General features: G+C 51.0%; 25 protein-coding genes. 19 read left to right on the top strand and 6 right to left on the bottom strand.

The features are described 5' to 3' along the window. From FDW94_RS24510 to garP, 3 genes are all read right to left on the bottom strand, one after another. The coding region (locus FDW94_RS24510; protein WP_249358636.1) for an NAD(P)-binding domain-containing protein at nucleotides 1-387 on the bottom strand (387 nt) is incomplete at its 3' end. 30 nt (nucleotides 388-417) lie between these two features. Continuing rightward, on the bottom strand, nucleotides 418-1,188 hold the full coding sequence (gene garL, locus FDW94_RS18755; RefSeq protein ID WP_008785889.1) for a 2-dehydro-3-deoxyglucarate aldolase: 771 nt from the start codon (nucleotides 1,186-1,188) through the stop codon (nucleotides 418-420). Between the two features lie 15 nt (nucleotides 1,189-1,203). Continuing rightward, nucleotides 1,204-2,538 (bottom strand): galactarate/glucarate/glycerate transporter GarP, encoded by a 1,335-nt coding sequence (gene garP, locus FDW94_RS18750; RefSeq protein WP_008785890.1) that lies wholly within the window; start codon nucleotides 2,536-2,538, stop codon nucleotides 1,204-1,206. 405 nt (nucleotides 2,539-2,943) lie between these two features. Here garP and garD point away from each other — a divergent pair, with 405 nt between their 5' ends. From garD to FDW94_RS18710, 7 genes are all read left to right on the top strand, one after another. After that, nucleotides 2,944-4,515, top strand: a complete 1,572-nt coding sequence (garD, locus tag FDW94_RS18740) for a galactarate dehydratase (protein ID WP_057067637.1) — start codon at nucleotides 2,944-2,946, stop codon at nucleotides 4,513-4,515. Between the two features lie 355 nt (nucleotides 4,516-4,870). Further along, on the top strand, nucleotides 4,871-6,130 hold the full coding sequence (locus FDW94_RS18735) for a sugar ABC transporter substrate-binding protein (protein WP_137378074.1): 1,260 nt from the start codon (nucleotides 4,871-4,873) through the stop codon (nucleotides 6,128-6,130). Between the two features lie 78 nt (nucleotides 6,131-6,208). Then, complete coding sequence (locus tag FDW94_RS18730) at nucleotides 6,209-7,153, top strand: sugar ABC transporter permease (RefSeq protein WP_048236826.1); 945 nt, start codon at nucleotides 6,209-6,211, stop codon at nucleotides 7,151-7,153. Nucleotides 7,154-7,162: 9 nt separating this feature from the next. Further along, nucleotides 7,163-7,987, top strand: a complete 825-nt coding sequence (locus tag FDW94_RS18725; protein ID WP_081305658.1) for a carbohydrate ABC transporter permease — start codon at nucleotides 7,163-7,165, stop codon at nucleotides 7,985-7,987. Nucleotides 7,988-7,998: 11 nt separating this feature from the next. Beyond that, the gene (ugpC, locus tag FDW94_RS18720) at nucleotides 7,999-9,105 is read left to right on the top strand and encodes a sn-glycerol-3-phosphate ABC transporter ATP-binding protein UgpC (RefSeq protein WP_008785894.1); all 1,107 of its coding nucleotides are present in this window, start codon (nucleotides 7,999-8,001) and stop codon (nucleotides 9,103-9,105) included. 36 nt (nucleotides 9,106-9,141) lie between these two features. Further along, nucleotides 9,142-10,398, top strand: a complete 1,257-nt coding sequence (locus FDW94_RS18715; protein ID WP_048236827.1) for a Gfo/Idh/MocA family oxidoreductase — start codon at nucleotides 9,142-9,144, stop codon at nucleotides 10,396-10,398. A gap of 18 nt (nucleotides 10,399-10,416) precedes the next feature. Beyond that, nucleotides 10,417-11,337, top strand: a complete 921-nt coding sequence (locus FDW94_RS18710) for an ROK family protein (protein ID WP_008785896.1) — start codon at nucleotides 10,417-10,419, stop codon at nucleotides 11,335-11,337. Nucleotides 11,338-11,374: 37 nt separating this feature from the next. Here FDW94_RS18710 and agaR read toward each other — a convergent pair whose 3' ends face one another. Further along, complete coding sequence (gene agaR / locus FDW94_RS18705; protein WP_003024920.1) at nucleotides 11,375-12,145, bottom strand: transcriptional repressor AgaR; 771 nt, start codon at nucleotides 12,143-12,145, stop codon at nucleotides 11,375-11,377. A gap of 324 nt (nucleotides 12,146-12,469) precedes the next feature. Beyond that, on the bottom strand, nucleotides 12,470-13,276 hold the full coding sequence (locus FDW94_RS18700; protein WP_003024922.1) for a DeoR family transcriptional regulator: 807 nt from the start codon (nucleotides 13,274-13,276) through the stop codon (nucleotides 12,470-12,472). A 249-nt stretch (nucleotides 13,277-13,525) separates the two neighbouring features. Between FDW94_RS18700 and kbaZ the strand changes: the two genes are divergently transcribed. The 8 genes from kbaZ to kbaY all read left to right on the top strand — a co-directional run bounded on the left by kbaZ (nucleotide 13,526) and on the right by kbaY (nucleotide 20,903). Continuing rightward, nucleotides 13,526-14,821, top strand: coding sequence for a tagatose-bisphosphate aldolase subunit KbaZ (kbaZ, locus tag FDW94_RS18695; protein WP_071845261.1), 1,296 nt, complete (start codon nucleotides 13,526-13,528; stop codon nucleotides 14,819-14,821). A gap of 19 nt (nucleotides 14,822-14,840) precedes the next feature. Beyond that, complete coding sequence (agaV, locus tag FDW94_RS18690; RefSeq protein ID WP_003024925.1) at nucleotides 14,841-15,314, top strand: PTS N-acetylgalactosamine transporter subunit IIB; 474 nt, start codon at nucleotides 14,841-14,843, stop codon at nucleotides 15,312-15,314. A gap of 10 nt (nucleotides 15,315-15,324) precedes the next feature. Continuing rightward, complete coding sequence (gene agaW / locus FDW94_RS18685) at nucleotides 15,325-16,104, top strand: PTS N-acetylgalactosamine transporter subunit IIC (RefSeq protein ID WP_003839998.1); 780 nt, start codon at nucleotides 15,325-15,327, stop codon at nucleotides 16,102-16,104. Further along, the gene (gene agaE, locus FDW94_RS18680; RefSeq protein ID WP_003024929.1) at nucleotides 16,094-16,972 is read left to right on the top strand and encodes a PTS N-acetylgalactosamine transporter subunit IID; all 879 of its coding nucleotides are present in this window, start codon (nucleotides 16,094-16,096) and stop codon (nucleotides 16,970-16,972) included. The genes agaW and agaE overlap by 11 nt, the downstream gene beginning before the upstream one ends. Nucleotides 16,973-16,988: 16 nt before the next feature. Then, nucleotides 16,989-17,423 carry a PTS galactosamine/N-acetylgalactosamine transporter subunit IIA gene (gene agaF, locus FDW94_RS18675; RefSeq protein WP_008785899.1) on the top strand — a complete coding sequence of 145 codons (435 nt, stop codon included), beginning with the start codon at nucleotides 16,989-16,991 and terminating at the stop codon, nucleotides 17,421-17,423. Then, nucleotides 17,420-18,553, top strand: a complete 1,134-nt coding sequence (gene nagA, locus FDW94_RS18670; protein WP_079934948.1) for an N-acetylglucosamine-6-phosphate deacetylase — start codon at nucleotides 17,420-17,422, stop codon at nucleotides 18,551-18,553. The genes agaF and nagA overlap by 4 nt, the downstream gene beginning before the upstream one ends. A gap of 301 nt (nucleotides 18,554-18,854) precedes the next feature. Next, nucleotides 18,855-20,009, top strand: coding sequence for an AgaS family sugar isomerase (locus FDW94_RS18665; protein WP_008785901.1), 1,155 nt, complete (start codon nucleotides 18,855-18,857; stop codon nucleotides 20,007-20,009). A gap of 12 nt (nucleotides 20,010-20,021) precedes the next feature. Then, nucleotides 20,022-20,903: a tagatose-bisphosphate aldolase subunit KbaY gene (gene kbaY, locus FDW94_RS18660; protein WP_048215473.1), complete on the top strand. Its 882-nt coding sequence runs from the start codon at nucleotides 20,022-20,024 to the stop codon at nucleotides 20,901-20,903. A gap of 55 nt (nucleotides 20,904-20,958) precedes the next feature. On the opposite strand, the gene rsmI is transcribed toward kbaY, so the two are convergent. Then, on the bottom strand, nucleotides 20,959-21,822 hold the full coding sequence (gene rsmI, locus FDW94_RS18655; RefSeq protein ID WP_137378073.1) for a 16S rRNA (cytidine(1402)-2'-O)-methyltransferase: 864 nt from the start codon (nucleotides 21,820-21,822) through the stop codon (nucleotides 20,959-20,961). A gap of 63 nt (nucleotides 21,823-21,885) precedes the next feature. Between rsmI and FDW94_RS18650 the strand changes: the two genes are divergently transcribed. Genes FDW94_RS18650 through dolP form a run of 4 tightly spaced genes read left to right on the top strand, consistent with a single transcriptional unit; the run spans nucleotide 21,886 to nucleotide 25,500 of the window. Beyond that, nucleotides 21,886-23,937 carry a penicillin-binding protein activator gene (locus FDW94_RS18650; RefSeq protein ID WP_137378072.1) on the top strand — a complete coding sequence of 684 codons (2,052 nt, stop codon included), beginning with the start codon at nucleotides 21,886-21,888 and terminating at the stop codon, nucleotides 23,935-23,937. After that, nucleotides 23,895-24,290, top strand: a complete 396-nt coding sequence (locus tag FDW94_RS18645; protein ID WP_003828625.1) for a YraN family protein — start codon at nucleotides 23,895-23,897, stop codon at nucleotides 24,288-24,290. The genes FDW94_RS18650 and FDW94_RS18645 overlap by 43 nt, the downstream gene beginning before the upstream one ends. 34 nt (nucleotides 24,291-24,324) lie before the next feature. Continuing rightward, the gene (gene diaA / locus FDW94_RS18640) at nucleotides 24,325-24,915 is read left to right on the top strand and encodes a DnaA initiator-associating protein DiaA (RefSeq protein WP_003024948.1); all 591 of its coding nucleotides are present in this window, start codon (nucleotides 24,325-24,327) and stop codon (nucleotides 24,913-24,915) included. 9 nt (nucleotides 24,916-24,924) lie between these two features. Beyond that, a complete protein-coding gene (dolP, locus tag FDW94_RS18635; RefSeq protein ID WP_008785904.1) occupies nucleotides 24,925-25,500 on the top strand; it encodes a division/outer membrane stress-associated lipid-binding lipoprotein in 576 nt (191 codons plus the stop codon). The last annotated feature ends 22 nt before the right edge of the window (nucleotides 25,501-25,522 follow it).

Genomic DNA, 25,522 nt, shown 5'->3' with positions numbered 1-25,522 from the left:
CGCTTTTGGCTCGCCGCCGCTGACCGGCGCATCCAGCATATCCACGCCTTTCGCTTTCAGCGCATCGCTAATTTCACGGCTGGCTAACGGCGCGATGGAGCTCATGTCGATAAGCACTGTGCCCGGTTTCGCCCCTTCAATAATGCCGCCTTCACCCAGTGCCACTTCCTTAACATGCGGAGAGTTCGGCAGCATGGTGATGATCACATCACACTGCTCAGCGATATCTTTCGCCGTGGCGGCAGTTTCAGCGCCTGCGGCAATTACTTCCGCAATGGATTCCGGGTTACGGTCAGCAACCACCAGCGAGTAACCTGCCTTGAGGAGGTTTTTACTCATTGGTTTACCCATAATACCGAGGCCAATAAAACCAACTTTCATTGTCATGTCTTTATCTCTCTCTACTGTCGATGGTGGTTATTTCTTAAAAGAATCAGCCAGTTTCTGCGTGGCTGAACGGAACACGCCAAGGTCGCTGCCAACGGCAACAAACGTCGCGCCCCACTCCAGATAACGACGCGCATCCGCCTCTACCGGGGCCAGAATGCCGCTTGGTTTGCCGTGTGCTTTCGCGCGGGCAAAAATGTGCTGGATAGCTTTCTGCACATCAGGATGTGACGCATTGCCGAGGTGACCTAGCGCCGCAGCCAGATCGCTTGGTCCGACGAAGACACCGTCAACGCCTTCTGTCGCCGCGATTGCGTCAACGTTATCAACGCCCTGCTGACTTTCGATCTGCACGATGATGGTGATGTTCTTATTCGACTGCGCAAAGTAGTCCGGTACGGTGCCAAACATATTGGCGCGATGGGATACGGACACGCCGCGAATACCTTCCGGCGGATAGCGGGTCGACGCCACAGCGTTAACCGCTTCTTCTTCCGTCTCAACGAACGGGATCAGGAAGTTGTAAAACCCGATATCCAGCAGACGCTTGATAATTACCGGCTCGTTGGTTGGTACACGCACTACCGCCGCGCTGTCGCTGCCTTTCAGCGCCATCAATTGCGGAATAAACGTCGAGATATCATTCGGCGCATGTTCGCCATCCAGTACCAGCCAGTCAAAACCTGCCAGGCCTAAAACTTCGGTACTGATTGGGCTGGCCAATGCAGACCAGCAGCCAATCTGAATTTGTTGCGCCGCGAGGGCCGCTTTAAACTTATTCGGGAAAATCGTGTTATTCATCGCCTATACCTTTGTTTATTTCTGCAATTCCATACGTTTAATGTCACCGACAATAAACAGGTAGCAAACCATTGCCATCAGCGCCGAGCACCCTACAAACATCAGCGCAGCATTAAATGAGTGCAGCTCGCTCACCAGATACCCAATCACCAGCGGGGTGACGATGGAAGCCACGTTGCCAAATACGTTAAATACCCCACCGCACAGACCGACAATCTCTTTCGGCGCGGTATCGGAAATCACCGGCCAACCCAGCGCGCCGAAACCTTTACCGAAGAACGCCAGCGCCATCAGCGCCACCACAAGAGCGGTATTATCGGTGTAGTTACACAGAATAATGGTCGATGCGAGCAACATGCCGAGCACTATCGGCAGCTTACGCGCCAGGGTAATGCTGAAACCACGTTTAATCAGATAATCAGAGAACACGCCGCCGAGCACGCCACCGAAAAACCCGCACAGTGCCGGAATCGAAGCCACCAGGCCCACTTTCAGAATCGACATACCTTTTTCCTGAACCAGGTAAATCGGGAACCAGGTGAGAAAAAACCAGGTAATAGTGTTGATAAAATACTGGCCAAAGAACACACCAAGCATCATACGATTTGTCAGCAACTGCTTGATATAATGCAGTTTAGGACCACCTGACTTCACATCGCCCGGCTTTTTATGGTCCATATCCACGACCGCGCCGTTTTCAGAGATAAACTTCAACTCTTCTTGCGACATGCGCGGGTGATCGGTTGGGTTATGAATAAACTTTACCCACAGTCCGGTAAGCACAAAACCAATCACGCCCATCACGGTAAAGACGTGCTCCCAGCCCCAGGCGAAGGTCAGCCAGCCGAGCAGCGGGGAAAACAGCGCCAGGGAGAAATACTGTGCGGAGTTAAAAATCGCGGATGCCGTGCCGCGCTCTTTCGTTGGGAACCAGGCCGCCACGATACGGGCATTAGCCGGGAAGGATGGCGCTTCCGAGAAGCCCAGCATAAAGCGCATGATGAACATTGAAATCCCCGCCCAGGCCAGCGGGAACATGTCCACAAAGCCCTGCAGGAAGGTAAACAGTGACCAGAAGAACAAACTGTAGGTGTAGACTTTCTTCGAGCCGAATTTATCCAGCAGCCAGCCGCCGGGGATTTGCATCAACAGGTAAGCCCAGCCGAAGGCGGAGAAAATGTAACCCATTGAGATGGCGCTGAGATGTAACTCTTTCGCCACTTCAGTTCCGGCAATAGACAGCGTCGCACGGTCCGCATAGTTAACGGCTGTAACAATAAATATTATCAGCAATATTAAATAACGGGTGTGCGTACCTTTCTTTTTCTCGACAACTGTATCCAATATCATTCTATTTACCTCGGGCACATAAAAGGTTTTTATTATTATTTTATGGGTGTTTCTCGTGATAAATTACCGATAATAAAAATAGATAATAATTTATCAGACGTTATGAAACCGTGATTTAGTATAATCATCAGCACAACGTTAATCATTGTGCAAACGCTCATTAAATACGCGTTATTAAATTAATGTTTTGGGCATATGCACACAAGCATGGGCGCTAATGCACACATTTACGTATTGCTACTCCTGGTGACTCGGCCTTGCTGAGTTTAAGTGATCATCATCACATTCTTCACGTTAAACTCCTGACATTCTTATTTCACGATACCGAATCTTTATTACTTACAATTAGATTCAAAATATAAATATCCACACTATTATCACCACCTTGTTGGAGAATACTGGACAATGGCCGACATCGAAATCAGACAAGAATCGCCAACGGCGTTTTATATTAAAGTTCACGAAACAGATAATGTGGCGATAATTGTCAATGACAATGGTCTGAAAGCCGGAACGCGTTTTCCGGACGGACTGGAACTCATTGAACATATTCCCCAGGGTCATAAAGTGGCGCTATTGGATATTCCTGTTCATGGCGAAATCGTGCGTTATGGCGAAGTGATAGGCTATGCCGTTCGCGATATCCCACGCGGCAGCTGGATTGATGAATCAATGGTTGAACTGCCCAAAGCCCCGCCGCTGGAGACGCTGCCGCTGGCAACTAAAGTGCCAGAGCCGCTGCCGCCTCTTGAGGGTTATACCTTTGAAGGTTACCGCAATGCTGACGGTAGCGTTGGTACCAAAAATCTACTCGGTATCTCCACCAGCGTGCACTGCGTAGCGGGCGTGGTGGATTATGTGGTGAAAATCATTGAGCGCGATCTGCTGCCTAAATACCCGAACGTCGACGGTGTGGTGGGGCTCAATCATCTCTACGGCTGCGGCGTGGCGATCAATGCTCCAGCCGCCATCGTGCCGATTCGCACCATTCACAATATTGCGCTTAACCCAAATTTTGGCGGTGAAGTGATGGTCATCGGCCTCGGTTGCGAAAAACTGCAGCCTGAGCGGCTGCTGGAAGGCACGCACGATGTGAAAAGTATTCCGGTCGACAGCGCCAGTATCGTCAGCCTGCAGGATGAAAAGCACGTCGGCTTTCAATCGATGGTCACCGATATTCTGCAGGTGGCCGAACGTCATCTGGCAAAGCTCAATCAGCGCCAACGTGAAACCTGTCCGGCTTCAGAACTGGTGGTCGGCATGCAGTGCGGCGGTAGCGATGCGTTCTCCGGCGTGACGGCCAACCCGGCGGTGGGTTATGCCTCCGACCTGTTAGTACGCTGCGGCGCGACCGTAATGTTCTCTGAAGTAACCGAAGTGCGCGATGCCATCCACCTTCTGACCCCACGTGCGATTAACGAAGAAGTAGGTAAACGCCTGCTCGAAGAGATGGCCTGGTACGATAACTACCTTGATATGGGCAAAACGGATCGCAGCGCCAACCCTTCTCCGGGCAACAAGAAAGGCGGTCTGGCAAACGTGGTGGAAAAGGCGCTGGGTTCGATTGCCAAGTCTGGCAAGAGCGCGATTGTCGAAGTATTGTCGCCGGGTCAGCGTCCAACCAAACGTGGCCTGATTTACGCTGCAACCCCCGCCAGTGATTTTGTTTGCGGTACACAGCAGGTCGCTTCCGGGATCACCGTGCAGGTGTTCACTACCGGTCGCGGTACGCCATATGGCCTGATGGCCGTGCCGGTGATTAAAATGGCGACACGCACCGAGCTGGCCAACCGTTGGTTTGACCTGATGGACATTAACGCGGGCACCATCGCCACCGGAGAAGAAACCATTGAAGATGTGGGTCTGAAACTGTTCGAATTTATTCTCGACGTCGCCAGCGGGCGTAAGAAAACCTTCTCGGATCAGTGGGGACTGCATAACCAGCTGGCGGTGTTTAACCCGGCGCCAGTGACCTGATTATCGAAACGAAAGCCAACGAAAAAACGGGGACTTATCCCCGTTTTTTATGTCTATGTAACAACAAATAAAGTGATAACGTTCGCATTTTAAGAGGTTTTTTCAAACATCTGTTTTTTTCGATTCAAACCTACAAAATTAACCTAACAATATGAAATTAAACGAAATAATGCCACCATTGTTTTATGTTATATTTTCGTTTTGATAAAAGAGAAACCTACCGAAAGACGACCTTGTTTTAATGCGATAATCCCCTATTTTTTACCGCTTTGACTTTCTCCGATGTAAAACAGATTATTCATAGGCTCCTGTAATTTACCTCATAAGCATTCTGACCTGAATAAAGAGGGAAGTTATGTATACCCTGAATAAAAATAATGTCGCATTGGCCTGTCTTATTTCCTGTTTACTGGCAACTCCTGTCGTCGCGAGTGCTGAAGGCCAATCGGACGCAAAGCCTGTTAAATTACGCTACACGTTATGGGACCGTAATCAACTCCCTGGCGAACAACAGCTCGTTAATGAATTCGAAAAAAACAACCCTGGCATCAAAGTCGAAATTGAATTAACACCTTATGACCAATATTTTATCAAGCTAAGTTCAGCAGTCGGTGGAAATGTAGCACCGGATGTATTCTGGATGAATATGCCTAATTTCCAGCAATATGTTAAAAATGGCATGCTGGAACCACTGAGCAATTATCTGAAAGAGAAATCAGCGCCGAAACTGGATGATTTTGTTAAAAGCTCAGTCGATGCCTATCAATACCAGTCGCAGCAATATGCCATCCCAAGAGATATTGATGCAATTGCCGTCTGGTACAACAAAAAAATGTTCGATCAGGCTGGCGTGAGCTATCCCGATAAAAACTGGACATGGGACGATTTAAAACAAAAATCAGAGCAGTTGCGTAAAGGTCTGGATAAACAGTCTTATCCACTGGCAATGGAATTCAGCAGCGGGCAGGACAGTTACTTTAATCTGCTATTACAGGCTGGCGATAAGATTGTCCTGCCTGAGGGCAAAACGGATGTTGCCAATGACAAAGCCATCGCCGTCTATCGCGATGTTCAAGGCATGCTGAACGCGGGACTAATCCAACCGCCAGGCGAGATGGAAGCCTCAGATGTCTTCCAGTCCAACCGAGTGGCCATGGTCTACGCAGGCTCATGGTGGGCATTACCCTTCTCTCAAAATGAGCTGATTAAGGATCACATCGGCGTGGTACCTATGCCTAAAATGGTAGAGCAGGCAGGTGTATCCCATAGCCTGGCATTTGCCATGTCAGCAAAAAGTCAGCATAAAGATGCGGCGTGGAAGTTCATTGAGTTCATGAGTTCTGAGCATGCGCAGCAGACGCTGGCTACGGGAAAAGTCGTGATCCCCGCTAACCAAAAAGTGGCCAAAGAGTGGGCTGAAGGCTTTAAGGGTATTGATGTTTCAGCCTATATCGATTCATTGGCTTTCTCACATAAATATCCAACCGCAGGCTCCAATACCGCCAAGTGGAATAGCATCCTGAATGATGGCTTGAAAAAAGTCTGGACGGGTACTGACCCAGAAAAAGTCATGCCTGGTGTTGCAAAACGCGTTGAACGAGAAATACAGAAATAATCCTGAGGGAGCCATGCTCCCTCTCGCTTTCGCCCACGCAATATATTTTGGTTGCACAGTGAGCATCCCGGAGTCTGTATGAGCTATTCAGATGAAGCTGCATCCCCACAATTACCAGCCAGGGAAGTGCACAAAAAATCCCTGACCAAGCTGGAAAAAGAAGAACGCTTCTGGGGATGGATAATGATTATGCCGTTACTGGCGGGGTTAATTGTTTTTTACTTTACTCCATTCTTCCAGAACGTTTTTTATAGTTTCACCGACCTGGGCGAGTTTCAGATCTGGACGACGATCAGCTTAGATAACTATATTAATTTATTCAGCGATGATGAGTTTCGTTCAGCAATATATAACACCCTGGCCTATGTTTTTATTTGCGTACCGATAATCACCGTTTTGTCATTGCTGCTCGCAATTGGCCTGAATCAGGCGATTCGCGGTCAGTGGTTGTTTCGCACACTGTTATTTCTACCCGCTGTCACTATGCCTGCGGCCATTGCTATGGTCTGGCAGTGGTTGATGAACCGAAACTTCGGCTTAATTAATCAGATCCTGGCTTTTTTCGATCTTCCGGCCATCGGTTGGTTATCCGATCCCGATGTCGTCCGCCTGAGCGCCTCGTTGGTTATCATCTGGTCGGCTATTGCGCTGAAGATGATCATTCTGCTCGCTGGATTGCAGGGGATCCCCAAACAAATTTATGAAGCGATGTCGCTGGATGGCATCAGCAAATTGCGTGGATTCTGGTCTATTACCTTACCGCTAATGATCCCAACGCTGTTTTTCGTACTGGTGATCTCTTTTATCGAAACGCTGCAAATTTTCGATGTGGTTTATCTGCTGTTTGGCAGTTCATCCATGGTGGACGATCAGACGATGACCATCGCCTATCTCTTCTATAAATACGCCTTTATCTACCATGAAAAAGGGTATGCCTCAGCAATCGCCGTGGTGATTTTCGTTATCACGATGGTCCTGACGCTGCTGCAAATATGGATTGGTAAACGACTTAAAGCACAGTGAGGCACCACGATGTTCATGACAAAACGTGAAAAATGGCTAATTTACGGCCTGATGATCCTCGCGACGCTGGTAACGGTGGTTCCGTTTATCTGGATGATCATCACCTCTTTTAAAACCCAGGCAGAAAGCATCGCCTTTCCGCCGATACTGCTACCCGCCAACCCAGGGTTTCAGGCTTACGGTAAAATCTTGCATGAAATGCCTTTTGGCAGCTTTTACTTTAACTCGATCGTCTCCACGCTGGTCATCGTCATTTTGCAGACGCTGATTGCGGCAATGGCAGCGTACGGTTTCTCCCGACTGCGTTTCAAAGGACGAGATGTCCTGTTTATGCTGTGTATTTCAATTCTGATGGTGCCCGGTCAGATCTTTTTAATCCCACAGTTTTTAACCGTTGAAAAAATCGGTTTGCTGAACTCAATTCCTGGACTGGTGTTACCGGGTTTATTCAGCATATATAGCGCCTTTTTATTACGTCAGTTTTTTCTGTCAGTACCTAAAGAACTGGAAGAGGCAGCCGTTATGGATGGGTATAACCATCTGACTATTTTCTTCAAAATTATGCTGCCATTAATTAAACCGGGACTGATTGCCTGCGTCATTATTAACGGACTGTGGAGCTGGAATAATTTAATGTGGCCACTGATCGTCAACACCTCCATGGATAAAATGACATTACCAGTAGGATTAGCCTCACTTTCTGGCCGTTCAGGCGTGGAATATCCGATGTTAATGGCGGGCGCATTGCTGGCGATTATCCCGATGTTGTTACTTTATATCTTCTTCCAGCGCTATTTTATTCGCGGCATCGCTGGTGCCGGAATTAAAGGATAAGGGGCAGTGTTATGTCAGGTATTCAATTACAGGCAGTAAGCAAAGTCTATCCCAATGGCTTTCAGGCGATCCATGGCGTTGATCTTGAAATCCACGACGGCGAATTCATGGTGTTTGTCGGGCCATCAGGCTGCGCCAAATCAACGCTGCTACGCATGATTGCAGGTCTGGAAGATATCACTCATGGCCATATCGCAATCGGAGAGAAGTGCGTCAACGACCTGCTACCAAAGGAGCGAGGCGTTGCCATGGTCTTCCAGAATTATGCCCTCTATCCCCACATGACGATTTATAAAAATATGGCATTCAGTCTGTTAGGGAAAATGAGCAAAGAAGAGATTGATATCCGCGTCCGGGAAGCTGCACACAAGCTGGAAATCGAAACATTGCTCGACAAAAAGCCCGGTCAGCTTTCAGGCGGTCAATGCCAGCGAGTAGCCGTTGGCAGGGCCATCGTGCGTAAGCCAGACGTTTTTTTGTTTGATGAGCCGCTGTCCAACCTGGATGCAAAACTGCGTGTTTCAATGCGCGTGCGGCTGACAGAACTGCATCGACAACTGCGTCACGAAGGCGTGAGCGCAACCATGGTGTACGTCACGCACGATCAGATTGAAGCAATGACGATGGGAGACAGGATTTGCGTTCTAAATGGCGGTCGTATTATGCAGGTGGATACCCCAGGGAATATTTACCATCACCCCAGGAACAAATTTGTTGCTGGTTTTATTGGTAATCCGGCAATGAATATTATGCTGCTTGATATTGACCCCAGCACTCGTGGCCTGCGCCTGGCTGATAATTTAATCCTGCCATTAAATACGCGCTTGAGTAACCTACTGGAGCAATATCCGCACTCCAGCGTCTGGTTTGGCATCCGCTCAGAGGCCATTCAGTTAGCCTCGCAGCATGATGCCTCTGCGTTCGATGCGCACATTACCAACGTAGAAAGGATGGGCAACGAAGACCTTCTGCATTTTGATATTGGTGAGCAACATATGATCTTACGTATTAACTCCTCACCCGACTGGACCCCACTTCCCGGTGAATCTATCAAAGTGAAATTTAATCTGGATGCCGCCTTTTTGTTTGATAAAAAACATGAAGAAAATTTGGCCTGACCGTTATTCAGGCTAAGTGAAAAATGAGAGGTTTATATGTGTGCGAATAAAGTGACCGTATTAGTGGTAGGGGCTGGTGCGCGCGGAGAAATATATTCTCGCTATGCGCTTGAACATCCAGACAGAATGCAGGTGGTAGGCGTTGCCGAGCCCAGAGAGGCATACCGCCAGCAGTTTGTCGCACAGCATAAGATTGACCCAAATAACGTGTTTTGCGACTGGCAAGAAGCTGCGGCCCAACCCAAAATGGCCGATGTGGTACTTATTTGCACGCAGGATAATATGCACAAAGATCCTGCCGTGGCGTTTGCTAATCTCGGCTATCACATTCTGCTGGAAAAACCGCTCGCCCCTACGCCAGAAGATTGCCGGATCATTATTGATGCGGTCAAACGCAACAACGTATTACTGGCCGTCGCGCACGTCCTGCGTTACACCCGCTATACGCAAAAGCTGAAATCACTGCTTGATGATGGCGTAATTGGCGATATTGTCAGCATGCAGCATCTCGAACCCGTAGGTTACTGGCATCAGGCGCACTCGTTTGTACGTGGTAACTGGCGCAATGAAGCAGAATCGTCATTTATGTTGTTACAGAAATCCTGTCATGATTTGGACTGGATCCGCTACATCATGAGCGACAACTGCCAGGACGTAGGATCATTTGGTAGCCTGAGTCACTTTGTGAAAGAGAATCAGCCTGCTGGTGCCGCCGACCGCTGCCTTGATTGTCAGGTTGAATCAACCTGTCCCTGGTCTGCCTGCAAAATTTATCTGGGTGAAAACCACAAATGCACTCCACACTTCCGTCGGGTGCTGACTGCAGATCCTAGCGAAGAGAATGTTCGCCAGGCGCTGCGCGATGGGCCTTATGGTCGTTGCGTTTATCGTTGTGATAATGATGTGGTGGATCATCAGGTTGTTAACTTACGTTTTGCCCACCAGCAGACAGTGACCTTTACAATGACCGCGTTTACCAAAATGGAAGATCGAAAAACGCGCCTGTTTGGTACCAGAGGTTATCTGGAAGGCGATGGCGAGCAGATCCGGGTGTTTGATTTCCTGACAGACAAAGAAACAGTGCATCAGATCGAGGAGATCGCCGCTGGCACACAAACCCAGATGGGGGGGCATGGTGGTGGCGATTACTACCTGATGGATCGCTTCATCCACGCAGTGATGGCCAACGATCAAAATATGATCCTTTCTGGCCCGGATGAATCACTGGAAAGTCACTTAATGGTCTTTGCCGCAGAGCGCGCTCGCAAGGAAAACTGTCTGGTTACGCTGTGAAGCCGGAGGAGATGAGGCATGTTTTACGGTGTTGATATTGGTGGAACCAAAACTGAAATTGTCGCTTTTGATAAGGAAATGCAGGTTTGCTGGCGTAAGCGCGTCGCCACGCCAGTGCAGGATTATGAACTCTTTCTTTCGACCTTTACTTCACTTATTGATACCGCCGACTGGGCGACTGGAACGCAAGGAAAAATTGGCATCGGCATGCCCGGTCTTATGGACAGACATACCGGAAAATTACTGTCATCTAACGTGCCTTGCCTCACAGGACGCCAGGTGATGAACGATCTGGCCCACCGCCTCAATCGTTCGGTTGAACTGGACAATGACTGCTGCTGTTTTGCACTCTCGGAAGCCCATACCCAGCAGGCTCGCCAGTTCTCCCGAATTTTTGGTGCCATTATTGGCACCGGCATGGGTGGAGGGTTAGTCATTGACGGTCAGTTGTATCGGGGTCGCAACCGAATGGCCAGTGAGTTCGGCCATTTACCGCTTCCGGCAACGTTTATGCGTCGTTATCACTTGCCGGAGTTGAAGTGCGGCTGTGGCTTACAAGGGTGTCTGGAACGCTATCAATCCGGTCCTGGTTTACTGTGGCTCCACAAACACTTCAGTGGAGAACAACTCAAAATGGAGACCCTGCTGGAGCATTATCGTCATGGCAATGCCAGCGCCGTTACTACCATAGAAGCATGGATTGATATGTTGGGTTGTACGCTGGCGCAATTGCAGTTGATTCTGGATGTCGATGCTTTTGTTCTCGGCGGTGGAGTTTCCAACATCGAGGAAATTTATACGTTGCTGCCGCAGGCCATGTCACGTTACTTGTTCCCGGGATTAGAGCCTGCCCGCGTATTCCCGGCCATCCATGGTGCATCCAGCGGGGTTCGCGGTGCCGCATTGCTGCTGGTTGAACAGGGTACGCTGACCCACTAAAACACTGCTGGCGAGAAAATCTCGCCAGCAATTTCAGTTATTCATCCGCAATCACCACATCCACCCCAAGCTGGATTAACGTCCGGTGATAATTTTCAGGGATACCGCTGTCGGTAATCACCCGGTCAATCCCGCTGATTTCGCTAATCATACAGAAACTTTTGCGGCCAAACTTGCTGGAGTCAGCGACTACCGTGACCTCCTGCGCAACCTCACACATTACCTGATTCAGATGTGCTTCTCCCGGATGTGGCGTGGTAATCCCCGCTTCCAGGCAGAATCCATCAACGCCCAAAAAAAGCTTATCAAACCGGTATTGTCTGAGCTGGTGTTCTGCTGAAGGGCCATACAATGAATAGACGCTTTGCCTGACGTTCCCTCCCAGGATCATGACGTCTACGCGCTCAAAATTCGCCAGTTCCCACGCAATGTTGAGCGCATTGGTCATCACCACCAGATCGCGGCGATTCTTTAACATTGGAGGAATGAGCGTGGTGGTCGAACCGGAATCGAGGATTAACGTGTCACCATCTTTCACAAAGCTGGCTGCTTTTTCGGCAATACGCGTTTTCACATCGCGATTCAGCCGGTCCTTATCCTGCAAAGGCCGGTCAAGGGCAAAGTGCTGATTGAGAACCGCCCCGCCGTAGGAGCGCATGACGCATCCTTTCTGCTCCAGATAACGTAAGTCGTTGCGGATCGTGACCGATGACACACCAAAATGGACGCTCAGTGGCTCGACACGAACGCTACCCTGATCGCACAGCAGATCAATTATTTGCTCGCGACGTCTTAAGTTATCCAGCATTTCTATTGCTCCATCAAATATTCATGTTGTTTTGTTTTAGCGCTTTAGCACTTTCGTTTTCTTTTGAATATATTACATCAGAAGCAATAAGGTGAATTTGTGCGCACAGACTCAGCGTTTAATTTAACCAAAACTGACTATTTTCTTTCGTTTTAGCAAACCGAAACGAAGAAAACCGAAAAAATGAAAAGACTCAAAGCGGGTAAGATGCGAGAAAGAGACGGGAAGCATGCAAAAAAACGAAAGCGAGCTACTAAAAAAGCTCGCTTATGGTTTGTTTTTGTTTAATTGAATGGGATCACATTTTTGAATTTTAGAGCGGGACTACTCAACAATGATCACTTCAACACCGCTGCGGCGTAGTTCCTGCAAACTTTCCTCTGGGATACCTTCATCAACAATGATGGTATGGATCCTCTGGGTATCAATGATCTTATGCAGGCTGGAGCGGTTAAACTTCGTCGAGTCGGTAACAACAATAATACGTTCAGCCACTTCACACATCCGACGGTTGAGACGCGCTTCATCTTCGTTGTGCGTGCTAACACCACGCTCTAAATCAATAGCATCAACGCCAAGAAACAGCATGTCGAAGTGATAATTTTGTAGCGACTGCTCAGCCTGATCGCCATAAAACGATTGTGACTGACGACGCAAATGACCGCCGGTCATCAGCAGCTCAACCCCTTCAGCTTCCAGTAGCGCATTGGCGACATTCATACCGTTGGTCATAGCAATGACATTAGTATGCTGGCGCATCAGGCGGGCAATTTCATAGGTCGTGGTACCGGAGTCAAGGATCACGCGGTGTCCCGGTTGAATCAACTCTGCGGCGGCTCTGGCAATACTGCGTTTAACTGCCGTATTAAGTGAACTCTTATCTTCAACAGAAGGCTCCACAACAGGTGCATTGCTTTCGCAAATCAGCGCTCCGCCATAGGCACGTACCGCAATCCCCTGCTTTTCCAGAAAAGCGAGGTCGTTGCGAATAGTGACCGTGGAGACGCCAAAAAATAAGGAGAGATCGTTAACCTGAACGCTTCCCTGCTGCCGTAACCGCTGGATGATCTGCTCACGTCTTTCGCTGGTGCCAATAACGCGCTTGTCTGCAGAAGACTCGGTGTTACTCATAAGAAATCCTTTAATTGAACCTTTCGTTTTATTTCGTTTTGTCTATTAACGCCTTTCTTTTGCGCGAATGCAAGCCCCGCAAGCAGGGAAGAGCCGGACGAACTTACGCTGAAACCTTTCATTGTGTTTCTTTTGTGAAACAGATCGGAAAACCATTATCTTTCGTTTTATTTTTATAACACCATGATGCAGTATTAAATGAAACAAAACGAAAGATTGATGTCGCAGTAATCTGACCTGGAGAGGAAAGTGAAACATCTAACTAAAATGGTCGAGCAGCATAAACGGGGGAAGGCAAACGGGATTTATGCCGTTTGTTCCGCGCATCCAATCGTACTGGAAGCCGCAATACGCTACGCCCATGCAAGCCATACACCGCTGTTGATCGAAGCAACCTCTAATCAGGTTGACCAGTTTGGCGGCTATACAGGTATGACGCCAGCCGATTTTCGCAGTTTTGTCTGCCGATTAGCCGACTCGCTTGATTTTTCTCAGGATATGCTGATTCTCGGCGGAGACCATCTCGGACCAAACCGCTGGCAAAATCTGCCTGCGGAACAGGCAATGGCCAATGCTGACGATCTGATCAAGAGCTATGTCGCCGCAGGCTTTAAAAAAATCCACCTCGATTGCAGCATGTCTTGTGCCAACGACCCGGTTCCACTGACGGATGAAATCGTCGCTGAGCGCGCCGCACGCCTGGCCAAAGTCGCCGAAGAAACCTGTATGGCACATTTTGGCGAGTCTGACCTGGTCTATGTGATTGGCACAGAAGTTCCGGTTCCTGGTGGCGCACACGAAGCGTTAACCGAACTGGCGGTAACAACGCCAGATGCCGCACGTGCAACGCTGCAGGCCCACTATCACGCCTTTGAAAAGCGCGGGCTGGAAGGTATATGGGCACGTATTATCGCCCTGGTCGTGCAACCTGGCGTTGAATTCGACCACACGCACATCATTGATTATCAACCGCAGAAAGCCGTGGCACTCAGCAAAATGGTGGAAGACTACGACACGCTGGTTTTTGAAGCGCATTCTACCGATTACCAAACGCCACAGTCCTTGCGCCAACTGGTGATAGACCACTTCGCTATTCTGAAAGTGGGACCCGCGCTTACCTTCGCCCTGCGCGAAGCGCTGTTTTCGTTAGCGGCCATTGAAGAAGAATTGCTGCCTGCAAAAGCCAGCTCGGGCCTGCGACATGTGCTGGAAAGCGTAATGCTTGATAGACCAGAGTACTGGCAGAGCCATTATCACGGTGATGGCAACGCACGCCGTCTGGCCCGTGGATACAGCTACTCTGATCGGGTTCGTTACTACTGGCCGGACAGCCAGATTGATGAAGCATTTGAACGTCTGGTACGTAACCTGGCGGACGACCCCATTCCACTACCGCTGATTAGCCAGTATTTACCCTTGCAGTACGTAAAAGTGCGCGAGGGAGATCTCAGCGCCACGCCGCGAGAACTCATCATTAACCATATTCAGGACATACTGCAGCAATATCACTGCGCCTGCCTGGGTGCTCCAGATCGTAACGCATAACAAAAAAGAGAAAAATACCATGCCAAACATTGTATTAAGTCGCATTGATGAACGTCTGATTCACGGTCAGGTTGGTGTGCAATGGGTCGGGTTTGCGGGGGCAAACCTGGTGCTGGTCGCTAATGATGAGGTGGCTGAAGATCCAGTGCAGCAAAACCTGATGGAAATGGTACTGGCAGAAGGGATCGCCGTACGCTTCTGGTCATTACAAAAAGTGATCGACAATATTCACCGTGCCGCCGATCGCCAGAAAATTCTGCTGGTCTGCAAATCGCCTGCGGATTTCTTCCGTCTGGTCGAAGGCGGTGTTCCTGTTAACCGTATCAACGTTGGCAATATGCACTACGCCAACGGCAAGCAACAAATCGCCAAAACGGTTTCTGTAGACGCTGCAGATATTACGGCGTTCAACGGGCTCAAAGCCGCTGGAGTGGAATGCTTCGTTCAGGGCGTTCCAACAGAACCCGCCCAGGACCTCTATAAACTTCTCTGAGGGATTCACAATGGAAATCAGTCTGTTGCAGGCTTTTGCGTTGGGTATTCTCGCCTTTATTGCAGGCCTGGATATGTTCAACGGGTTAACGCACATGCACCGCCCGGTTGTTCTCGGGCCGCTGGTCGGCCTGATTCTGGGCGATCTGCATACCGGTATTTTAACAGGTGGTACGCTGGAACTGGTGTGGATGGGTCTTGCCCCACTGGCGGGAGCTCAACCGCCAAACGTGATTATCGGCACTATCGTGGGAACCACGTTTGCCATAACGACCGGAGTGAAACCTGAAGTTGCCGTAGGTGTAGCGGTACCGTTCGCCGTAGCAGTACAGATGGGGATTACCTTCCTGTTCTCTGTGATGTCCGGGGTGATGGCTCGCTGCGATCGCATGGCAGCGAATGCCGATACCGCCGGGATTGAGCGGGTCAACTATCTGGCGTTGCTCGCGTTGGGGACCTTCTACTTTTTATGCGCGTTCCTGCCGATTTACTTTGGCGCGGAACATGCCAAAACCGCGATAGATGTTCTGCCGACGCGTCTGATTGACGGCCTGGGTGTGGCAGGCGGCATCATGCCAGCTATCGGCTTCGCCGTACTGCTGAAAATCATGATGAAAAACGTCTATATCCCCTACTTCATCCTGGGTTTTGTAGCAGCTGCCTGGCTCAAACTCCCTGTGCTGGCGATCGCCGCCGCAGCACTGGCAATGGCGCTGATCGATTTTCTGCGTAAATCACCTGAACCTACAGCTCCCGCAGCACAAAAAGAGGAATTCGAAGATGGCATCTAATCAAACGGCTCTGCCGAACGTTTCCGAAACCGAAGAAACGCTGCTGTCCGGCACCAATGAAAACGTCTACGAAGACCAGAATATCGGTGCCGAGCTGACGAAAAAAGATATCAACCGTGTTGCCTGGCGTTCAATGCTGTTGCAGGCCTCTTTTAACTACGAACGTATGCAGGCATCAGGATGGCTGTACGGCCTGTTACCTGCTCTGAAAAAGATCCATACCAATAAGCGCGATCTGGCGCGTTCGATGAAAGGCCATATGGGCTTCTTCAACACGCACCCGTTCCTGGTCACGTTTGTTATCGGGATTATCCTGGCGATGGAACGCTCCAAGCAGGATGTGAACAGTATTCAAAGCACCAAGATTGCCGTGGGTGCGCCGCTTGGCGGCATCGGCGATGCCATGTTCTGGTTAACGTTACTGCCTATTTGCGGCGGTATCGGGGCCAGCCTGGCGCTGCAAGGCTCTATTCTTGGTGCAGTTGTCTTTATTGTTATGTTCAACGTGGTTCATCTTGGTCTGCGCTTTGGGCTGGCACACTATGCTTATCGAATGGGCGTTGCTGCCATTCCGCTGATTAAAGCTAACACCAAAAAGGTTGGACATGCGGCATCCATCGTAGGGATGACGGTGATCGGTGCGCTGGTAGCGACCTATGTTCGCCTGAGCACTACGCTGGAAATCACTGCTGGCGATGCGGTAGTGAAACTGCAAACAGACGTGATAGACAAGCTGATGCCTGCTTTTTTACCGCTGGTCTACACATTAACCATGTTCTGGCTGGTCCGCCGTGGCTGGAGTCCTCTGCGCCTTATCGCCATTACCGTGGTGCTCGGCGTCGTAGGTAAGTTCTGTCATTTCCTGTAAATATAAGGGGTTGTAGATGTTAGGTATTATTTTGACGGGTCATGGCGGGTTTGCCAGCGGAATGGAAAAAGCGATGAAACAGATTCTGGGTGAGCAGACTCAGTTCATTGCCATCGACTTTCCGGAAACCTCAACCACTGCCTTGCTCACCTCACAACTTGAACAGGCGGTGGGTGAACTGGATGCGCAGCAAGACATCGTGTTTCTGACTGATTTGTTGGGCGGAACACCATTTCGCGTCGCTTCCACACTAGCCATGCAAAGGCAAGGTACTGAAGTGATCACCGGTACCAATCTACAACTGCTACTGGAGATGGTGCTGGAGCGCGACGACCTGAGCAGCGAAGCGTTTCGTTTGCAGGCGCTGGAGTGCGGGCACCGGGGTTTAACCAGCCTGGTGGACGAGCTGGGACGCTGCCGTGAGGAAAAGCCCGTTGAGGAAGGGATATGACACTGCTACTGCGCGCCAGACGTCTACTGACCGAACAGGGCTGGCTGGACGATCATCAATTGCATATTGAAGACGGTATCATTGCGGCAATAGAGCCAATTCCTTCCGGCGTTATGGTCCGCGATGCTGAACTGCTCTGTCCGGCATACATTGATACCCACGTACACGGGGGCGCGGGTGCCGATGTGATGGATGAAGCACCGGATACACTCGACAAACTGGCGATGCACAAAGCACGTGAAGGGGTAGCCAACTGGCTACCCACTACCGTCACCGCTCCATTACCGGATATTCACAAGGCGCTTGAGCGTATCGCCCATCGCTACCATTCCGGAGGGCCAGGCGCACAGGTGCTGGGCAGTTATCTTGAAGGCCCGTACTTTACGCCGCAGAACAAAGGGGCGCACCCGCCTGAGCTTTTCAGAGAACTGGAACTCAGTGAACTGGATGAACTGATTGCGATTTCCCAGCAAACATTGCGCGTCGTTGCGCTGGCACCAGAAAAACCCGGTGCATTGCAGGCCATCGAACATCTGAAGCAGCGCAACGTACGGGTGATGCTGGGACACAGCGCAGCTACCTGGGAACAAACCCGCGCAGCCTTTGACGCCGGCGCTGACGGACTGGTTCACTGCTACAACGGTATGACCGGCTTACATCATCGGGAGCCAGGAATGGTTGGCGTAGGGTTAACCGACCCTCGCGCCTGGCTGGAACTTATCGCTGACGGACACCATGTCCACCCGGCAGCCATGAAACTCTGCTGCTGTTGCGCCAAAGACAGGCTGGTGCTGATCACCGATGCCATGCAGGCTGCAGGAATGCCAGACGGACGCTATACACTCTGCGGTGAGGAGGTAGAAATGCACAGTGGTATTGTGCGTACCGCTTCCGGTGGCCTGGCTGGTAGCACGCTCTCGGTTGACGCAGCCGTACGTAATATGGTCGAGCTCACCGGGATAACGGCAGAAGAGGCAATTCATATGGCCTCTCTCCACCCCGCACGTCTGTTGGGTATCGATCGCCAACTGGGATCGTTAGCAGTGGGAAAACGTGCAGACGCGATCGCGCTCAATAGCGGGCTACATTTACAACAGATCTGGATTCAGGGTCAGGCTCTCCCCCTTTGACCTTTCATTTTGTCTCGTGTTGGCCTGCGGTCTTCGATCGCAAGGCCTTTCTTTTCCTTTCGCTTGAGTAAATACCTAACCATCCTACAACAAGCCTACTTCTTATAGATCAATAAGATAACCACACCTTTCGTTCTCACGATCACAAATTTCGTTTTATTTCCTTTTGGATTATTGCTCTTTCGATTTCTTTCCTATAGATTTTAATCAATCGACAAGATGAACAAGTGAAACGAAACGAAAGATAGCGACATTCTCGCCAGCGTCTTATGTGGAATTTACAAGACTAAGGACTTAAGTTATGCCAGAAACCTATACCCCTGTTACCGCGGTAACGGGCACCTGGACCGAAGAAGAGATCCGTCAACAACCTGCCAGTTGGATCCGTTCCCTTACGAATATCGACAACATTCGATCTGCCATTGACAGCTTTCTCGCACCATTACTGCGCAAAAACGATCTGCGGATCATACTGACCGGGGCTGGAACATCAGCATTCATTGGCGACATCATCGCCCCCTGGCTGGCAAGCTACACCGGAAAAAATATCAGCGCTGTGCCGACCACCGATCTGGTCACCAATCCGATGGATTACCTGAATCCCGCACATCCGCTGCTGCTCATTTCTTTCGCTCGCTCAGGTAACAGCCCTGAAAGCGTTGCGGCAGTGGAACTGGCTAATCAGTTTGTGCCTGAGTGTTATCACCTGCCGATCACCTGCAACGAAGCAGGTAGCCTCTATCAAAACGCAGTTGCAAGCGACAATGCCTTTGCTCTGTTAATGCCCGCAGAGACACATGACCGTGGCTTCGCCATGACCAGCAGCATTACCACCATGATGGCCAGCTGCCTGGCAGTATTTGCCCCAGAGAAAATCAACAGCCAGACCTTCCGTGACGTGGCCGATCGGTGCCAGACGATTCTGACTTCGCTGGGCGATTTCAGCGACGGTGTATTTGGCAATGAACCCTGGAAACGGATCGTTTACCTCGGTAGCGGTGGATTACAGGGAGCAGCGCGGGAATCGGCACTGAAAGTCCTGGAGCTGACTGCAGGCAAACTGGCCGCATTCTATGACTCCCCGACAGGCTTTCGTCACGGTCCAAAGTCACTGGTTGATAACGAAACGCTGGTAGTGGTCTTTGTTTCCAGCCATCCGTATACACGTCAATACGATCTCGATCTGCTGGCAGAGTTACGCCGCGATCGGCAGGCATTGCGGGTTGTCGCGATTGCCGCACAAACCCATGAGGTGATTGAAGCAGGCCCACATATTCTGCTGCCGCCAGCACGCTCTTTCATCGATATGGAATTGGCGTTCTGCTTCCTGATCTACGCCCAGGTTTTTGCTTTGACGCAATCCATCAATATCGGCAATACACCGGATACGCCTTCTGCCAGCGGCACTGTGAACCGCGTTGTACAGGGCGTTGTTATTCATCCCTGGAACGCCTAAAAGGATCGTTTTATGAGCATTATTTCCACGAAATACCTCCTGCTGGATGCCCAAAAAAAGGGCTATGCCGTACCCGCCTTTAACATTCATAACGCCGAAACGATCCAGGCGATCCTTGAAGTGTGCAATGAAATGCAATCTCCGGTGATCCTGGCAGGAACGCCGGGTACCTTTAAGCATATCGCGCTGGAAGAGATCTACGCGCTGTGCAGCGCTTATTCCACCAGCTACGGTATACCGCTGGCGCTGCACCTCGATCACCATGAGTCGCTGGACGACATTCGTCGTAAAGTGAATGCAGGAGTGCGCAGCGCAATGATTGACGGCAGTCACTTTCCGTTTGAAGAAAACGTGAAGCTGGTGAAATCCGTTGTGGATTTTTGCCATGCCAAAGATTGCAGCGTGGAAGCTGAGCTGGGTCGCCTCGGTGGCGTAGAAGATGATATGAGTGTGGATGCAGAAAGCGCCTTCCTCACCGATCCACAAGAAGCTAAACGGTTTGTTGAGCGTACTGGCGTAGATAGCCTTGCTGTTGCCATCGGCACAGCACACGGTTTGTACACCAAAACGCCCAAAATCGATTTTCAGCGGCTGGGTGAAATTCGTGAGGTAGTCGACGTTCCGCTGGTGCTGCATGGCGCAAGTGATGTCCCTGACGAATACGTCCGCCGCACGATCGAGCTTGGCGTTTGCAAAGTTAACGTCGCGACCGAACTGAAAATCGCTTTTGCCGATGCGGTCAAAGCGTGGTTTGCGGAGAATCCGCAGGGCAACGATCCCCGCTATTACATGCGGGTCGGTATGGATGCGATGAAAGAAGTGGTGCGTAGCAAAATCACTGTATGCGGGTCAGCAAACCGCTTATTAATCAGTGAAACTGCCGCTCAGTCTTAAGCACTGTGTTAGCTAATGGCCATACCCTTGTCGGTTTGGCCATCAGCAATCGGGCTTACTCTCCCTGCTGTTCCAGCGCGTGCTTATACAACGCATTCTTTTTCACGCCATGGATTTCCGCTGCCAGCGCCGCCGCTTTCTTCAGCGGCAGCTCTTTTTGTAACAACGCCAGCGTACGCAGCGCATCAGCCGGGAGGTCATCTTCTTGCGCTTTATGCCCTTCGACAATCAGCACCATTTCGCCCTTACGACGGTTTTCATCTTCCTTGACCCACGCCAGCAGTTCACCAACCGGTGCACCGTGAATAGTTTCCCAGGTTTTGGTCAGCTCGCGCGCCAGCACCACGTAGCGGGATTCGCCCCACACAGCAACCATGTCTTCCAGGCTATCCAGCAAGCGGTGGGTAGATTCATAAAAAATAAGCGTACGCGGCTCGGCCTCAATGGCTTTCATCGCATCACGACGCCCTTTCGATTTGGCAGGCAGAAATCCTTCATAGCAAAAACGGTCTGAAGGCAGGCCTGCAGCGCTCAGGGCAGCAATCGCCGCACAAGGACCAGGCAGGGGAACAACGCGGATCCCTGCTTCACGACAGGTACGCACCAGATGGTAGCCAGGATCGTTAATCAGCGGCGTTCCGGCATCGGAAACCAGCGCAATGTTTTGTCCTTCTTTGAGCTTCGCGACCAGCGTTTCAGCCTTTTGCTGCTCGTTGTGGTCATGTAGCGCGAACAGACGCGCGTTAATCGCGAAGTGTTGTAACAATAATCCTGTATGGCGAGTGTCTTCAGCGGCAATCAAATCAACGGCTTGTAAAACTTCGAGCGCTCGTTGGGTAATATCAGCCAAATTTCCTATAGGAGTAGGTACAATAAAGAGTTGGCCTTGAGAATTATCCGCCGATTCGTGTTGTTTCATTGTGTCGTCCGTATTGCCGATTTAATATTGAGCATTGAGTAAAAAAATATCACTGGATACAGTATGGTACCCTCAACATTTTCTCGTTTGAAAGCCGCACGCGCGCTACCAGTCATTCTGGCAGCACTGATTTTCGCAGGCTGTGGCACCCAGGCGCCAGACCAGAGTGCAGCCCATATGCAGGGCACTGCGCAGGCTGATTCCGGCTTTTATCTGCAACAAATGCAGCAAAGCTCAGATGATAGCAAGACCAACTGGCAATTACTCGCCATTCGTGCACTGCTGAAAGAAGGCAAGAGCCAGCAGGCTATCGAACTGTTTAACCAGCTACCGCAGAAGCTAAGCGATACCCAGCAGCGTGAGCAGTCACTGCTGGCCGTCGAGATTAAGCTCGCGCAGAAAGATGTCGCTGGCGCACAGGCCCTGCTGGATAAGTTAATTCCCGCCGATTTTGATCAAAACCAACAGGCACGCTACTGGCAGGCGCAAATCGACGTCAACCAGGGTCGCCCGTCTCTGACGCTGCTGCGCGCCCTGATCGCCCAGGAACCGCTGCTGGCCGCGAATGCTAAGCAGAAAAATATGGACGCCACCTGGCAGGCGCTGTCGTCCATGACCCAGGAGCAAGCGCAAGCGCTGGTCATCAATGCTGATGAAAACGTGCTGCAAGGCTGGCTGGATCTCCAGCGCGTCTGGTTCGATAACCGTAACGATCCGGACATGATGAAAGCTGGTATTGCGGACTGGCAGAAACGTTATCCGCAAAACCCAGGAGCAAAACTGTTACCAACACAGTTGGTTAACGTGCAGAGCTTTAAGCCCGCCTCCACCAGCAAAATCGCCCTGCTGTTACCACTGAACGGTCAGGCCGCTGTATTTGGCCGTACTATTCAGCAAGGCTTTGAAGCTGCGAAAAACATGGGCACTCAACCTGTCGCAGCCCCTGTTGCTGTCGCACCTGCCGCAGTTCCAGCTGCCGCGACCACCACAGAACAGCCGCAAACGACTGACGGCGTTGCCAGCCCGTCTCAGGCGTCAGTAAGCGATCTGACCAACGAGACGCCGGCTCAGCCAGAAACCCCTGCTGTGCAGCCCGCAGCACCCGCTCAGCCAACAACCGCCAGCGCACCGGCGAATCCATCCGCTGAGCTGAAAATCTACGACACTTCATCACAGCCGCTGAACCAGATCCTGACTCAGGTTCAGCAGGATGGCGCCAGCATCGTGGTTGGCCCTCTGTTGAAGAACAATGTTGAAGAGCTGATGAAAAGCAACACGCCATTGAACGTCCTGGCGCTTAACCAGCCGGAGTCGGTGAAAAATCTGCCGAACGTCTGCTACTTCGCCCTGTCGCCAGAAGATGAAGCGCGCGACGCCGCACGCCACATCCGCGATCAGGGAAAACAGACGCCGCTGTTGTTGATTCCACGGAGTTCATTAGGCGATCGCGTTGCCAACGCCTTTGCACAGGAATGGCAAAAACTGGGTGGCGGCGTGGTATTGCAGCAGAAGTTCGGCTCCACCGCTGAACTTAAAATGGGCGTCAACGGCGGCTCGGGGATTTCCCTGACAGGCAGCCCGGTGGCCTCCTCTGTGCCAGCCCAACCCGGCGTGACGATTGGCGGTCTGACCATCCCGGCAGCACCTACCGATGCGCAAATAACCGGCGGCAGCGGTCGTGTTGATGCCGTGTATATTCTGGCGACGCCGGAAGAAATTGCATTTATTAAGCCGATGATCGCCATGCGCAACGGCAGCCAGAGCGGAGCAACGCTGTACGCCAGCTCTCGTAGTGCGCAGGGCACTGCCGGCCCGGATTTCCGTCTGGAGATGGAAGGTTTGCAGTACAGCGAAATTCCGATGCTGGCAGGCGCTAACGCGCCTCTCATGCAGCAGGCGCTTGGCGCGGTTCGTAACGACTACTCGCTGGCGCGTATGTATGCCATGGGTGTCGATGCCTGGTCGCTTGCCAACCACTTCTCGCAAATGCGTCAGGTGCAGGGTTTCGAAATTAACGGTAATACCGGGGCCTTAACCGCAACGCAGGATTGTGTGATTAACAGGAAGTTATCATGGCTCAAATACCAGCAAGGACAAGTCGTCCCCGCCAGTTAACGAGTAAACAGACCGGTGACGCGTGGGAATCCACCGCGCGTGACTGGCTGCTGAGCAAGGGACTGCATTTTATCGCCGCCAACGTGCGTGAACGTGGCGGCGAAATCGACCTGATAATGCGTGAAGGCAACACCACCGTATTTGTTGAGGTTCGCTACCGACGCTCAGCACAGTTCGGCGGTGCGGCGGCGAGTGTGACCCGGAGCAAACAACACAAATTATTACAGACCGCCCGCTTGTGGCTTGCGCGCCACAATGGGAGTTTTGATACTGTGGATTGCCGGTTCGATGTGTTAGCCTTCACCGGAAATGATGTTGAGTGGTTTAAGGACGCGTTCAACGACCGCTCATAGTTGAAGATTCAGAGCCTGGTTCTTAAGGATTAGCGTGTTAGATAGAATTAAAGTCTGCTTTACAGAAAGCATTCAAACTCAGATAGCTGCGGCTGAAGCACTTCCGGATGCAATCTCCCGTGCCGCCATGACGCTGGTTCAGTCCCTGCTCAATGGCAACAAAATTCTCTGTTGTGGTAATGGGACGTCCGCTGCCAACGCACAGCATTTTGCTGCCAGCATGATCAATCGTTTTGAAACAGAACGCCCAAGTTTACCTGCGATTGCACTAAACACTGATAATGTGGTCTTAACTGCGATTGCCAACGATCGCCTGCACGACGAAGTTTATGCAAAACAAGTCCGTGCGCTGGGACATGCAGGTGATGTTCTGCTGGCAATCTCTACGCGTGGTAATAGCCGCGATATCGTAAAAGCCGTTGAAGCCGCCGTGACACGCGACATGACAATCGTCGCGCTGACCGGGTATGACGGAGGGGAACTGGCCGGATTACTGGGGCCACAGGATGTTGAAATCCGTATACCCTCACACCACAGCGCCCGCGTTCAGGAAATGCACATGCTGACGGTCAACTGCCTTTGCGATCTTATCGATAACACGCTTTTCCCTCACCAGGATGATTAAGGAGTACACATGAAGGCATTTTCGCCGCTTGCTGTGATTATCGCTGCACTGCTGCTGCAAGGCTGTGTCGCTGCCGCCGTTGTTGGAACTGCAGCTGTCGGGACTAAAGCCGCGACGGATCCTCGTAGTGTCGGCACCCAGGTTGATGACAGTACCCTGGAATTACGCGTCAATACGGCATTGTCGAAAGATGCCCAGATCAAGAAAGAAGCGCGAATCAACGTGAGCGCATATCAGGGTAAAGTGCTGCTGGTCGGCCAGTCGCCGAATAGCGAACTGTCTGCGCGAGCAAAACAGATTGCGATGGGCGTAGAAGGTACGACTGAGGTCTTTAATGAGATCCGTCAGGGCCAGCCAATCGGTCTGGGCGATGCGTCCAACGATACCTGGATAACCACCAAAGTACGTTCCCAGTTACTGACCAGCGATCAGGTGAAATCCTCTAACGTGAAAGTAACGACTGAGAACGGGGAAGTGTTCCTGTTAGGTCTGGTGACCGAGCGTGAAGCGAAGGCGGCGGCGGATATCGCCAGCCGGGTAAGCGGCGTGAAACGCGTCACGACAGCCTTTACGTTTATTAAGTAACACGCCTGTAGATGGTGGCATC

The organism is Citrobacter sp. wls757 (genome assembly GCF_005280935.1).
GTDB classification, from domain to species: domain Bacteria; phylum Pseudomonadota; class Gammaproteobacteria; order Enterobacterales; family Enterobacteriaceae; genus Citrobacter; species Citrobacter portucalensis.
The sequence above is the reverse complement of the archived record's forward strand: the minus strand, read 5'-3'. Positions and strand labels throughout refer to the sequence as shown.